Genomic DNA, 13,215 nt, shown 5'->3' with positions numbered 1-13,215 from the left:
TCCTGGATATCCTGATTCTGACAGTTCCTTATTCTCACACACAGCAGGGCAACATATAAAAAAGTCAATCAGTCCTAAATTTAGTTACAGTTAGATAACAAATCAATCATGAGGGGTGATACTATGCGTATCTTGCTAGTTTATCCAATATTTCCCAAAACCTTCTGGTCCTATGAAAAAATCCTACAACTCGTAGATAGAAAGGTTCTATTACCACCATTGGGTTTAGTCACAGTGGCAGCTATCCTACCCCAAGAATGGGAGTTTAAGCTAGTAGATCGTAACATTCGCCCAGCAACAGAGGAAGAATGGGCATGGGCAGATATAGTCATTTTCTCGGCTATGATTGTCCAAAAACAAGATTTATTAGATCAAGTCCGGGAAGCAAAACGCCGGGGTAAGTTGGTAGCTTTAGGTGGTCCCTATCCCACATCCACACCCCATGAAGTGGAAGCAGCAGGGGCAGATTTCCTGATTTTAGATGAAGGGGAAATCACTTTACCGATGTTTGTGGAAGCGGTACAAAAAGGTGAAACATCTGGGGTTTTCCGCGCCACTGAAAAACCAGATGTGACAACTACACCGATTCCCCGCTTTGATTTATTAGAATTTAATGCCTATGATATGATGTCTGTGCAATTTTCGCGGGGTTGTCCTTTCCAATGTGAATTTTGCGACATCATTGTTTTATATGGACGTAAACCGAGAACCAAAACACCAGCACAACTTTTAGCAGAATTAGATTATCTTTATGAGTTGGGTTGGCGGCGTGGTGTGTTCATGGTGGATGATAACTTTATTGGCAATAAACGGAATGTGAAATTGTTGCTAAAAGAGTTAAAAGTTTGGATGGCTGAACATCAATATCCATTCAATTTTGACACAGAAGCTTCCATTGATTTGGCACAAGATCAAGAAATGATGGAGTTGATGGTTGACTGTGGTTTTAAAGCCGTATTTTTGGGTATTGAAACCCCAGATGAGGATAGTTTACAGCTAACGAAGAAGTTTCAAAATACGCGCAGTTCTTTAACAGACGCAGTACAAACTATTATTAAAGCTGGACTGCGACCAATGGCAGGGTTTATTATTGGCTTTGATGGTGAAAAAGCCGGTGCGGGCGATCGCATTGTGAGATTTGCTGAACAAGCTGCTATTCCTTCCACCACTTTTGCTATGTTACAAGCATTGCCAAATACCGCTTTATGGCATCGTTTGAAAAAAGAAGGTAGACTGCGGGAGAATAAAGACGGAAATATCAATCAAACCACATTAATGAACTTTATTCCTACCCGTCCTTTAGAAGAATTGGCTAGGGAATATGTGGAAGCTTTTTGTGCTTTATATGATCCTGTAGCCTATTTAGATCGCACCTATCGCTGTTTCTTGATGTTGGGTTATCCCCAATGGACAGCACCAGCTAAAACGCCAGAATGGGTAGTTATCAAAGCACTGCTAATTGTGATTTGGAGACAAGGTTTTAAAAGAGAAACTCGCTGGAAATTCTGGCATCACTTCTTTAGCATTCTCAAGCATAATCCCAAGGTGATAGAACAGTACGTTTCTACCTGCGCTCACATTGAACATTTTGTGGAATATCGGCAAATTGTCCGTGATGAAATTGAAAGTCAATTAGCTGCTTATTTAGCCCAAGGTGCAGAAAAACCCTATGTTCCTGAAAAGGAAAAAGTAGTAGCTTAGGGACTGGGGACAGTAGAAATGGGTAGATGGGTAAAAATATTTACCTTCTGCCTCCTGCCTCCTGCCTACTAGCCATCAATAAAAGACTTTCAAGCGCATTTCCTATTTAAATTCCTAACTGTTTTTTGATTAAACGACAGAGACTTTCTTTGATTTCTGGATGACGTGGTACAGGCGATTGTTTTCTATTAATAGGGTTAATATAGATATCATGTTTCTTCCCATGACGTTTTAAATAGCACCCTGCATCAACTAATTCTCTAATAAAATTTCCTCGTTTCACGCCACATCAACCCAAATTTCTTTAGTTTGCGCTTGGGGATGATTTTCTAAGCTTTCTTCTAACATTAGCTGATAGGCATCTTTAATATTTTCTTCTAACTCTTCTAATGATTCTCCTTGGCTAAATATTCCCGGAATTTCTTTTAATTTTCCTACATACCAGCTATCATCTAACCAGTATTCGAGAGTAAATTTTTTTTTTGCATATACTTGACTCCTTAAACTAGGTTATTACTGAATAATATTATATCGGTTAAGCTCAAAAAAAAAGGAAATCAGAAAATTATGTAGCGACTGTCTTGAATGTCAAGCGAACGCTAAAAAAACTATTCCAACTTTCGGTGTTATTTAAGGTACTTACTGTTTTTAGAGCAAGATTATGTAATGTAAAAATTAGCACAAATAAGTATAACTACTGTAGAACTTAATTGTGTACTCTGTTAGTCTATAAGAGATGGATATAAATACAAGTGGATTTAGGAGTAATAAAAATGACTTCTTTCAGTGGCTTAAAACAGACCATACAATCTACTACAGATAAATTAATCATTTACAGATGGATTTTATTTGGTATCTTAGCATTTATTCTAGCAGCATTCTTGTTTTTTAGCTGGCCGTGGGTTAAAACAAATGAGAGTGCAAAAATGATAGATGTTATTTTGGGTGGATTAAAAGAAACAAGTGAACTCAATACTGTAAAAATGTCCAGTAAAGCATCATTAGTTGAAACTAAAGAGCAAAGGTTGTTTTCATTCTATGTTGGAGATACTAAGGTTATTTATGAAGGACAAGGTACAATACGTGCTGGTATAGATATGAAAGCATTGAAAGCAACAGATGTAGATATCAACAACCAGAAAATTACAATTACTTTACCTCCTCCTTATATTACCGAAACAGTTCTAGAAGCTGATAAATCTCAACTTTTAGATCATCACAAAAACTGGTTTGGTCCTAACGCTGAGATTGAACTACTAGATCAAGCACAAAAAGATGCACTTGCTAGAATTAAATTAGAAGCTTGCGGAAATGATATTATAGATGCTGCTAATAGTAACGCAAAAAAAATAGTAGAAAGAATATTATCAGCAGCAGGTTACAAAGACATTACTGTAATAACTCAAGAACCTAAAGATGGTTCATGTCCTAAGAATTAATATCTAGGAATATCTATCTTTATTCTCAGTCCCACGTTAAAGTTATAATATCAGAATGTCATCTATCAGGCTCTGACTTACACTAAATAGTATATGAATCAGAGCCTATTATTAAATCTGGACTCTCAAAGATAGGGAAAAATCAAGTCAAAAGTCAAAAACTCTGTTCTCTGTTCCCTCCTATTTATAAATGTAAAACCAAAACTTCCTCCCCTGGATAAACAAAAGTTTTACCCACTGGTAACACAGCCAAAGCGTTAGTTTGAGCTAAATTAATTAAATTACCCGAACTATCATTACCCTCAGCTTTCTGAAATTGATAAACACCGTTTACCAGATTTAACTTACCCCAAATATAGGTTTCCATCTTGCCATTAGATTGTAATTCTGATTGCGATCGCACTTTGATAAATTTACTTTCCCAACCTTTAGCCAGTCCTGACATTTTTTTAATTGCAGGTTTTACAAACCGCCAACAAGTCACCAACGCTGAAACAGGATTTCCCGGCAAACCAAAATATAATTTATTACCAAAAGTTGCAAAAGTTAAAGGTTTCCCCGGACGCATTTGTACAGAACGAAAATGAATTTTTGCTGCCAATGATGCTAAAGTTTTATATATGTAGTCATAATCACCTACGGATACACCACCAGTAGAAATGACTATATCAGCATTGGCGATCGCATAATCGATAATTTCTTGTAAAGTTGTCGGCTCATCCTGAATAATTCCTAACAGTAACACTTCTGCCCCCAATTCCCGCATCAAAGTAGCTAAAGCATACTGATTAGAATCTACTATTTGTCCTGGTTTTAGCAATTGTTCCGGCATCACCAACTCATCGCCAACTGATAAAATAGCCACACGGGGACGACGGAAAACACTCACTTGTTCACGTCCAGCAGCAGCTAAAACCGCAATTTCAGAAGCCGTTAAAGGAATACCAGCGGGTAAAAGTTCGTTTCCAGCTTGATAAAAATCCCCCTTATGTCTGACAAACTCCTGGGGTTGAGGTGCAATAAACACAAAAACCCGGTTTTCCTGTCGGTGGGTTTTTTCCTGCATAACTACAGTATCCGCACCAGCGGGCATCATTGCACCTGTGAAAATTCTTGCAGCTTGTCCTGGTTTAATTGTTACCTGTGGTTCATATCCAGCGGGAATTTCTTCCACTACCTGCAAAACAATGGGTTTATCAGCCCTTGCTTGCTGCACATCTGCATAACGCACAGCATAACCATCCATTGCCGAGTTATCCCAGTGGGGAAAATCCAGGGAACTGATCACAGGAGTTGCTAAAATGCGATTATTTGCCATTAATAAATCAACAAATTCCACATCTAGCTGGTTATCTAGCGGTTTCACAGCATTTAAAATAGTAGCTTCTGCATCTCTGACTGACAGCATAGTTATAGTTAATGATGATAGTTTTGGATATTTTAATATAAAAAATTACCATATAAAAATCCGTGTGGGAAAAACCGGCTGGTTTAAGTAAGTCGGCACGAAAAAACCGAGGTATGTAAAAAAAATGTAAAATTCCTAAAAACCTCTTCCCTCGTGCCTCCTGCCTTGTCATAACGACAATTTTTAACGCCTACCTACTTATTTGTGTTTCTCTTGATTTTATAAATATTATGACTATCATTAAAACACCACAAAAACACTATCCCAAGCCAGAAATTACCCGTCGTGTGATGGCATTAGGAATAGATTTTACAGGAGCATGGTTAGTTAGTTCTTTTTTAGGAACAAATAATCTAGGTATTCAATTTATCCAAATTTTCGTTTTTATCCTTGCTTGGTTAATTCTACGGGTCATCATAGTTTACAACAATCAGGGGCAAAGTTTAGGAAGATGGGCAGTAAATTTAAAAGTGTTAGAAATAGAAAATGGACAACCCGTAAGCAGAATACCCGAATTACAAGCATTATTACAGCGTGAAGCGATTATTGGCGGTAGCTGTTTATTGGTTTCCATTTGCTTAACGAATATAATAGCTAATCCCACTGCTATACTGCTAATACTTCCCCTAGTCATTGACTGTGGTGCGGCATTGTCAGATCCTCAGATGCGACGGGCTTTCCATGACCGCTATGCTAGAACTATAATTGTTTCCTCACGGCGTGGCTATTCGCTGGATTTAAAAATTAAGCTAAAAATTAAGCGATTAGTTGAAAAAGTGCAGCGAAATGTGAGAAGATAGTCATTTGTGTTAAATCTCTCCCGGCTTTACTGTTTGTAAAATTATGGCTAAGAGTAAAGGTGCCCGCATAATAGTGACACTAGAATGCACCGAGTGTCGAACCAACCCAGACAAGCGTTCTCCAGGCGTTTCTCGCTATACCAGCACCAAAAACCGCCGGAACACCACCAACCGTTTAGAACTGAAAAAGTTCTGCCCCCACTGTAACAAACACACTGTTCACAAGGAAATTAAGTAAGAGATGAGCTATTATCGTCGTCGCCTGTCGCCAATTAAGCCAGGAGAACCAATTGATTATAAAGATGTTGATTTACTACGTAAATTTATTACTGAACGTGGTAAAATTCTACCCAGACGCATTACCGGGTTAACATCACAACAACAACGGCAATTAACATTAGCGATTAAACGCGCTCGAATTGTGGCTTTATTGCCATTTATCAACGCCGAAGGCTAAAAAAATTTTGGATTTTGGATGAAAGGATTTTAGAGCAGAAGTCAGGAGTCGTAGGGGCGCAGCATTCGGAAAATAAACGGTGATAAAAATTGATGATTGTTCGCTCAAATGCTTCGCCCTTACTTTGGACAAAAATTGATAACTGGTCGTCCGAATGCTTCGCCATTACAAGAGTCAGAAATCAGAAGTAAAACTCTCTTTCTGTCTAGGTTTCAAGTGAGACTGTGTACCAGATTTATCTGTAATCTGCTGTAAAAATCCAACAAAAGTAACGTTGGTAATAACAATGAAACGTTTACTTTCAGTCCAAAATCTAAAATTTCGCTTCCAGCCAAAGGAGTGTATAATATGCTTCGAGATTTCCAATCCTGGGATTTGGGTGATAGGAAATAGGGAACAGGGAACAGGGAACAGGGAACAGGGAACAGGGAACAGGTGACAGCAAAGAGTGTTTACCAATTACCCATTACCAATTACCCATTAACAACCTAAAACAAATCCAAAATCTAAAATCTAAAATCTAAAATTAGTAAAAGAGTGCGAGAGTTGTGGAGAAGGGGACGCTAGTTGAATTTAGGGTTCAAGGCGATCGCCGTCTGGGAGTGGTAGATCGTCCAGACGGAAAGACCCGTTGGTTTGTGGTAGATGAACGAGGTCAATCCCACAGCCTCGCGCCGCGACAACTAACCTATACAGTTAATGGACAAACTTATAAACCTGCTGATATTCCCAGCTTTTTAAGTCAAGTTCAAACCTATCTAGATCCATCTAGTTTAGAAGTAGCTTGGGAAATATTGGTGGAAGACGGGGAAACAGTCACTCCCAGTCAAATGGCAAATTTGCTGTTTTCAGAATCAGAACCACAGCACTGTTACGCCGCCCATTGCTTGTTATCCGATGATAAAATGTATTTCAAGCAAAAAGGCGATGTTTACGAACCACGTAGCGCCGCACAAGTAGCAGAACGGAAACACCAAATAGAAGTAGAAGCGCAAAAAGCCAAGGGACAGCAGGAATTTCTAGCGCGTGTAGAACAGGCACTCCAAGGCGAAAGCGTAGAATGGCAAAAACCAGACCGCCAGCGTTTGGAAGCATTAGAAAAATATGCGACTTTCGTGGCGGATATTGTGCGAATGGGGATAAATGCGGAGGCCTTGGTACGGAATTATCCACCCCCAGCCCCAGTATTAGAAACCATGAATATGCTGGGACGTTCTGCAACTCCCCAAGCAGCCCTGCAACTATTGATCGACTTGGGTTGGTGGAGTCCCCATGAAAACCTGTTCCTGCGTCGTTCTTCAATTCCCGTTCAGTTCCCTAGTAAGGTATTAGAAGTGGCGCAACAACATTTGGATTTTCCACCAGCAGACTTAGACACCAATCGTCTGGATTTAACACATCTCAAGGTATACACTATTGATGATGAAAGTACCACAGAAATAGACGACGGTTTAAGTTGTGAAAATCTCGCCGATGGACGACAACGGCTTTGGGTGCATATTGCTGATCCTACCCGCTGGTTAATGCCAGAAGATGAATTAGATTTAGAAGCGAGAAAACGGGGTAGTACAGTTTACTTACCTACGGGAATGATACCTATGTTCCCCGAAGTCTTAGCTACAGGTCCAATGAGTTTGGTACAGGGGAAAATTTGTTGCGCTCTCAGCTTTGGTGTAGTTTTAGATGAAAGCGGTGCAGTTGAAGACTATACTATCCATCCCACTTTAATCAAACCTACCTATCGCCTCACCTACGAAGATGTAGATGAAATGCTGGAGTTGGGAGTACAAGCAGAACCAGAAATAGAGGCGATCGCCAATTTGGCACAAAAGCGGAAAACCTGGCGATATAACCAAGGCGCGATCAGCATCAATATGCCCGAAGCAATGATCAAAGTCAAAGACGATGATATCAGCATTGATATATTAGATGATTCTCCATCTCGGCAGTTAGTAGCAGAAATGATGATCCTTGCTGGGGAAGTAGCAGCACGTTATGGTCAAACCCATAACATCCCCTTACCATTTCGCGGACAACCCCAACCAGAACTCCCCCCAGAAGAAGAACTCTTACAGCTTCCCGCCGGTTTCGTTCGTTTTTGCGCCCTGCGTCGCTGTATGCCTAAAAGTGAAATGAGTATTACCCCAGTACGTCATGCCGGTTTAGGCTTAGATACTTACACTCAAGCAACTTCCCCCATCCGTCGTTACAGTGACTTACTTACCCACTTTCAACTGAAAGCACATTTACGGGGTGAAGATTTGCCATTTTCTGCCGAACAACTCAAAGAAGTGATGATGACAGTCAGCACTACCACCCAAGAACTAACAATGGTAGAACGGCAAACCAACAGGTATTATGCTTTAGAATATTTACGTCGTAATCCTCAAGAAATATGGCAAGTCACAATTTTGATGTGGTTACGGGAAGATAGCAACTTAGCATTAATTCTCTTAGAAGACTTGGGTTTACAGTTACCAATGGTTTTTAGGCGTTCTGTAAGTTTAGGTGAACAAGTATTAGTAAAAGTCAGCATTGCTGATCCTCAAAAAGACATCATTCAGTTTCAAGAGATAATTTATCAAGAAGCTGTTAGTGGGTAGGTGACTGGTGACTGGTGACTGGTGACTGGTGACTGGTGACTGGTGACTGGTGACTGGTGACTGGAAAAAATCTTTTTCTCCCCACCTCCCCATCTCCTGAACTCCTGACTCCTTAACAAATATTTTCCCCCCCAGATATAATTTTGAGCTTGAACAAGGGATAAATAAAATATAGTTCCATCTTGGTGCATAATCCCTTGGTTTGTATATGACCTATTGCCTCAGAATTGCCGACCTACCTGAAAATGAGCGTCCCCGTGAAAGATTGATGACTCATGGAGCGAAAATATTAGCCACTGCGGAATTAATTGCTATTCTGCTAGGAACTGGACAAGGACCGGGTAAACTGTCTGCTGTCGGTTTAGGGCAACTTATGTTACAAGAGTTAGGAAAAGATCAAAGAGATCCTTTAGCTGCTTTACGGGATGTTACCCCCGCAGAGTTAATGGAAATTCATGGTGTGGGTTCTGCAAAAGCTACATCAATTCTGGCAGCGATAGAATTAGGTAAACGGGTTTTTTTATCCCGTCCTGCGGAGGGTGCGGTTATTGATAGTCCCCTTGCGGCGGCCGCTACCCTGAGTCAAGACTTAATGTGGCAAAGTCAAGAACGGTTTGCGGTTTTATTGTTAGATGTGAAAAACCGGTTTTTGGGGACAAAAATCATTACCATTGGTACTGCAACCGAAACTTTAGCTTCTCCCCGTGATATTTTTCGGGAAGTTATTCGACATGGTGCTACACGGATGATAGTGGCCCATAATCATCCTTCTGGTAATCTAGAACCTAGTGAAGCAGATATAGAATTAACTCGGCAATTATTATCAGGGGCGCAACTTTTAAATATTCCTCTATTGGATCATTTGATTTTGGGTAATGGTACTCATCAGAGTTTGCGAGAAATTACTACTTTGTGGGATGATTGCCCCCAGGAAGATTGATACAGCAGTTTACTGAGTTATGCGGTACAGGATTAACAGGCAGGATGCCTGTTCCACAAGGGTTTTATGGTTTCAGTTTGTACCTCATTGACATGAAATATACTGTAAAAAGGAAAAGTCCCATGACTTATGTACCATCAAAACTTCTTACCTTTGAGGATTTTCTGGACAAATATAGCGATAATCCGCGCTATGAGTTGGCTGACGGAGAACTAATTGATATGGAACCTACTGGACTTCATGAAACCGTCAGTGGCAAACTAGCGACTAAAATCGGTATTGCTATTACTAATGCCCAACTACCTTGGTTTATTCCCCGCACTTGCCTAATTCGCCCCTTTGCTGACGCTATTACTGCCCGTAGACCTGATATTGTTGTTTTGGATGAAACCGTACTCTTTAATGAACCTCTTTGGGAACATGAACCAGTAATCACTCATGGTCGTTCAGCTAAATTAGTTGTTGAGGTTGTGAGTAGTAACTGGGAAACTGACTATGCTCGCAAGGTTGAAGAATACGCCCTTTTAGGAATCCCTGAATATTGGATTGCTGATTACCGAGGGCTGGGTGGTGTCGCTTTTATCGGTAGACCGAAACAGCCAACTTTCACCGTTTGTCAGTTGAGTGGTGATGATTATAGCCAAAAACAGTATCGTCTTGGTGAGTCAATTATTTCTCGCATTTTACCGAATTTAGAACTTCGACTGAATGACATTTTACCAAAATAAATTTGCTGATTAGCTAAACTATGGGATCAGCATTTTATCTGTCTGCATCAGGATATCCAGGATTTAAGGATTTACAGGATGTTTTTCATAACGATGTGATGTTAATGATCTTTTTGCTTTAGATGATCAAAATCAGTTCATCCTAAAAATCCTTTAATCTTCAGTGTTCTGATTGAGACTGATATCATAGGTTATTTCAAAGAACAAAACAGGTAAAAAATTGAGTTTTTGGTATTGCTCAATTTGCAATCTTTTGATGGTAATTTATCTACATTAGGACTTACGCACAACTCACGGAAAAACTAACCGCAAAGAACGCAAAGGACACAAAGGAAAGAGGGTTCTAGAGATATTTTTCGTAAGTTCTCTACATTATCCATTTTCTTAATGTCATAATTTATGAAGGTTGATGATTCTTGATTGCTGCTTACATGGTTCACAAGACAAGTTATACTAGGAATGGTGGACTATTAAAATTACACCCATGACTGAACAACCCAACCCAGACTCATCCAACACACTAACGGATGCACCAAAACCCAAGTCAGAAAATGATTCTTGGCAAAATCGCATTGTTGGTGTTGTCAGTAAAACTACTGCTAAATTAACCCAACTCCTACCAGTAGACCAAGTAAAACAACAAGTAAAACAAAATATAGGACAATGGTTTAGTGTCAATGATGCCCAAGTTGCAGAAATTTTAGCAACTATCCGCACTCAACTACCGACTACAGAAGCTTTATTAATAGGAAAACCCCAAACGGGTAAAAGTTCTATTGTTCGCGGTTTAACGGGGGTTTCTGCGGAAATTATTGGCCAGGGTTTTCGCCCCCATACTCAAAATACCCAACGTTATGCTTATCCTGCTGATGATTTACCTTTAATTGTATTTACTGATACGGTGGGTTTGGGGGATGTTAATAAAGATACGGAAACTATTATTCAAGAGTTAATCACTGATTTAAAAACCGAAATTAATGGTGCTAGGGTTTTCCTTTTGACTGTGAAAATTAATGATTTTGCTACGGATACTCTGCGAAATATTGCCCAAAAATTACGCCAACAATATCCCAATATTCCCTGTTTGTTAGCGGTAACTTGTTTGCATGAAATTTATCCCAACGAAATAGAAAATCATCCCTATTATCCCCCAGAATTTGAGGAATTAAACCGGGCTTTTACAGAAATTAAAAATAATTTTACTGGTTTATATGATCGGGCAGTTTTGATTGATTTTACTTTAGAAGCAGATGGTTATACTCCAGTATTTTATGGTTTAGAAGCACTGCGAGATAATTTAGCTGAACTTTTACCGGAAGCTGAATCAAAAGCTATTTATCAATTGTTAGATAAACAAGCAGGTAAGGAATTAAGTAATATTTATCGTGATGCTGCTAGAAGATATATTTTACCTTTTTCCATTATGGCAGGTACTTTAGCTGCTGTACCTTTACCTTTTGCAACTATGCCAGTTTTAACAGCTTTACAAGTTTCAATGGTGGGATTATTGGGTAAATTATATGGTCAGACATTGACACCATCTCAAGCTGGGGGTATTGTAAGTACCATTGCTGGTGGTTTTTTAGCTCAAGCAGTGGCACGGGAATTAATTAAATTTGTCCCTGGTTTGGGTACTATTATTGCGGCATCTTGGGCGGGTGCTTATACATGGTCTTTAGGTGAAGCTGCTTGTGTGTATTTTGGGGATTTAATGGGTGGAAAAAAGCCAGATCCTCAAAAAATTCAAAATGTCATGCAAGAGGCTTTTGAAGGGGCAAAAGAACGGTTTAAGGGGATGAAAAGTTAGGAATTAGAAAATTCAAGAGACCAAAGTACAGGAAAAAAATGCTAATATTATAGGCTCCATAATTTGGACTTGCTGAGAAAGTCTTTCCATGAGGGGATAGGAGTCAGGAGTCAGGAGTCAGGAGGAAGTTTGAAAATTCCTTTTCCATCTCTCGAAATACCAAAAAATGCACACTTTTTCACGTATACCCTTCAAAACCCTTGCACTTTTTTCCTATTTATCAGCCTCAAACTTTTGATTTATCTGCGTTTTGCATTTTTTCAGCAAACCCTAATTTCTTTTCTGGACAAGTCTAATGGTTAGAATTAGTCAGGAAAATTATCAATTGACATCTGGTGAAATGAATTTAGGGACAATTCATGAATTGTCCCCAACAGTTTTAGGCTACGCTTATGGAGATGCTAATGAGTAAATTTAACCCAAAGGTCCTAAAGGAGCGCAGATTTTTGATTCAACGAGTCCACTTAGACTAGATCCCGGTAAAAATATTTGATACCCCATGAGAGACTTTTCAAACAACCTCTAAGCTTCTTTCCAACAACGATTTAACAGCACCCCAGACGCTAATACTTTCAAAACTTCCAGCATAAAGTAACTACCATGCAGTAAATTCATACTGTAGGGAACACCACCTGCACTAGCAAATAGACTTAAATCACTACCCAAAGCGCACATTTGCGGAGTTAGAAAATAGGTATCCAGCAAAGCTATTGTTAACAGCAAGCAAGATAAAAATATACTTCCTAAACACCAATTAGATTTAGTCTTGCAAATAACCAGCATAGATGTCAAGACAACAGCAGCAGCTAGTAATTCTAAGCGGTTAAAATTCCAAAAAATTGCATATCCAGCAGTGGTAAAATTCGCTTCCTTCATCATGCCAGTAATGTAAAGGCTAGGCATAATTACCCAATCTAATACTAGACTAGAACTGAGCCAAAAGCCCAAAGTCAACAGAGTGGCGGTTTGCCAAGTTGAGCGTTTTAATTGCAGGTTAGAAATAGTGTTCATAACAATAATTGCTTTGTTAAATCTATTTCTAGTTTCTAACTAAGAAAACCACTTTGACAACAAATATAAATTAACTGTTACAAACAAGACTATATGCAACATTTTTATAATGTTTTTTGAATTAATTTTTGTTGTTTTTTTAAGTTTTATTACCAAATAATAAGAAGAATTAAAAAACAAAAACTTGTGCTAAATCTGGTGAAGATAAGATAAATCGTAAGTATTCAGCTATAGGACTAATATTTGATTTTTGAACAGAACTCCGTACATGGTTCGGCTTCGCTCACCATAAATACTGACAGCCTTCTTTCCCGTTCCCTG

The 13,215-nt window shown here is 39.1% G+C and carries 12 protein-coding genes; 9 read left to right on the top strand and 3 right to left on the bottom strand.

Features of this window, described 5'->3' with window-relative positions; translation table 11 throughout:
- The first annotated feature begins 123 nt into the window (after positions 1-123).
- Positions 124-1,701, top strand: coding sequence for a B12-binding domain-containing radical SAM protein (locus H5968_RS03310; protein ID WP_187038799.1), 1,578 nt, complete (start codon positions 124-126; stop codon positions 1,699-1,701).
- Positions 1,702-1,807: 106 nt separating this feature from the next.
- Here H5968_RS03310 and H5968_RS03305 read toward each other — a convergent pair whose 3' ends face one another.
- Positions 1,808-1,984: a type II toxin-antitoxin system HicA family toxin gene (locus tag H5968_RS03305; RefSeq protein ID WP_187038798.1), complete on the bottom strand. Its 177-nt coding sequence runs from the start codon at positions 1,982-1,984 to the stop codon at positions 1,808-1,810.
- Positions 1,985-2,453: 469 nt separating this feature from the next.
- Between H5968_RS03305 and H5968_RS03300 the strand changes: the two genes are divergently transcribed.
- Positions 2,454-3,140 carry a DUF4230 domain-containing protein gene (locus H5968_RS03300; RefSeq protein ID WP_187038797.1) on the top strand — a complete coding sequence of 229 codons (687 nt, stop codon included), beginning with the start codon at positions 2,454-2,456 and terminating at the stop codon, positions 3,138-3,140.
- A gap of 184 nt (positions 3,141-3,324) precedes the next feature.
- Here the strand turns inward: H5968_RS03300 and glp are convergent, their stop codons facing one another.
- Positions 3,325-4,548, bottom strand: coding sequence for a gephyrin-like molybdotransferase Glp (gene glp / locus H5968_RS03295; protein ID WP_187038796.1), 1,224 nt, complete (start codon positions 4,546-4,548; stop codon positions 3,325-3,327).
- A gap of 230 nt (positions 4,549-4,778) precedes the next feature.
- Between glp and H5968_RS03290 the strand changes: the two genes are divergently transcribed.
- From H5968_RS03290 to H5968_RS03260, 7 genes are all read left to right on the top strand, one after another.
- Positions 4,779-5,348 carry an RDD family protein gene (locus H5968_RS03290; RefSeq protein WP_187038795.1) on the top strand — a complete coding sequence of 190 codons (570 nt, stop codon included), beginning with the start codon at positions 4,779-4,781 and terminating at the stop codon, positions 5,346-5,348.
- Between the two features lie 43 nt (positions 5,349-5,391).
- Positions 5,392-5,586 carry a 50S ribosomal protein L33 gene (gene rpmG / locus H5968_RS03285; protein WP_096572409.1) on the top strand — a complete coding sequence of 65 codons (195 nt, stop codon included), beginning with the start codon at positions 5,392-5,394 and terminating at the stop codon, positions 5,584-5,586.
- Positions 5,587-5,589: 3 nt separating this feature from the next.
- On the top strand, positions 5,590-5,805 hold the full coding sequence (gene rpsR / locus H5968_RS03280) for a 30S ribosomal protein S18 (RefSeq protein WP_096572408.1): 216 nt from the start codon (positions 5,590-5,592) through the stop codon (positions 5,803-5,805).
- Between the two features lie 548 nt (positions 5,806-6,353).
- The gene (locus H5968_RS03275; RefSeq protein ID WP_187038794.1) at positions 6,354-8,408 is read left to right on the top strand and encodes a ribonuclease R family protein; all 2,055 of its coding nucleotides are present in this window, start codon (positions 6,354-6,356) and stop codon (positions 8,406-8,408) included.
- 208 nt (positions 8,409-8,616) lie between these two features.
- On the top strand, positions 8,617-9,348 hold the full coding sequence (radC, locus tag H5968_RS03270; RefSeq protein WP_096572405.1) for a DNA repair protein RadC: 732 nt from the start codon (positions 8,617-8,619) through the stop codon (positions 9,346-9,348).
- A gap of 122 nt (positions 9,349-9,470) precedes the next feature.
- On the top strand, positions 9,471-10,076 hold the full coding sequence (locus H5968_RS03265; RefSeq protein WP_137668256.1) for a Uma2 family endonuclease: 606 nt from the start codon (positions 9,471-9,473) through the stop codon (positions 10,074-10,076).
- A 484-nt stretch (positions 10,077-10,560) separates the two neighbouring features.
- Positions 10,561-11,883, top strand: coding sequence for a YcjF family protein (locus H5968_RS03260; protein ID WP_187038793.1), 1,323 nt, complete (start codon positions 10,561-10,563; stop codon positions 11,881-11,883).
- Between the two features lie 522 nt (positions 11,884-12,405).
- On the opposite strand, the gene H5968_RS03255 is transcribed toward H5968_RS03260, so the two are convergent.
- Positions 12,406-12,894, bottom strand: a complete 489-nt coding sequence (locus H5968_RS03255; RefSeq protein WP_187038792.1) for a hypothetical protein — start codon at positions 12,892-12,894, stop codon at positions 12,406-12,408.
- Positions 12,895-13,215 lie beyond the last annotated feature (321 nt).

Source organism: Sphaerospermopsis sp. LEGE 00249, from assembly GCF_014299995.1.
Taxonomy (GTDB): domain Bacteria; phylum Cyanobacteriota; class Cyanobacteriia; order Cyanobacteriales; family Nostocaceae; genus Sphaerospermopsis; species Sphaerospermopsis kisseleviana.
Note: the sequence above shows the minus strand (reverse complement) of the source record. Positions and strands in the feature narration are given on the sequence as shown.

Bases quoted from the DNA above. Each gene is read 5' to 3' on its own strand.
- rpsR (WP_096572408.1), top strand. From the start codon at position 5,590: ATGAGCTATTATCGTCGTCGCCTGTCGCCAATTAAGCCAGGAGAACCA.
- rpmG (WP_096572409.1), top strand. From the start codon at position 5,392: ATGGCTAAGAGTAAAGGTGCCCGCATAATAGTGACACTAGAATGCACC.
- glp (WP_187038796.1), bottom strand. From the start codon at position 4,548: ATGCTGTCAGTCAGAGATGCAGAAGCTACTATTTTAAATGCTGTGAAA.
- H5968_RS03310 (WP_187038799.1), top strand. From the start codon at position 124: ATGCGTATCTTGCTAGTTTATCCAATATTTCCCAAAACCTTCTGGTCC.
- H5968_RS03290 (WP_187038795.1), top strand. From the start codon at position 4,779: ATGACTATCATTAAAACACCACAAAAACACTATCCCAAGCCAGAAATT.
- H5968_RS03260 (WP_187038793.1), top strand. From the start codon at position 10,561: ATGACTGAACAACCCAACCCAGACTCATCCAACACACTAACGGATGCA.
- radC (WP_096572405.1), top strand. From the start codon at position 8,617: ATGACCTATTGCCTCAGAATTGCCGACCTACCTGAAAATGAGCGTCCC.
- H5968_RS03265 (WP_137668256.1), top strand. From the start codon at position 9,471: ATGACTTATGTACCATCAAAACTTCTTACCTTTGAGGATTTTCTGGAC.
- H5968_RS03255 (WP_187038792.1), bottom strand. From the start codon at position 12,894: ATGAACACTATTTCTAACCTGCAATTAAAACGCTCAACTTGGCAAACC.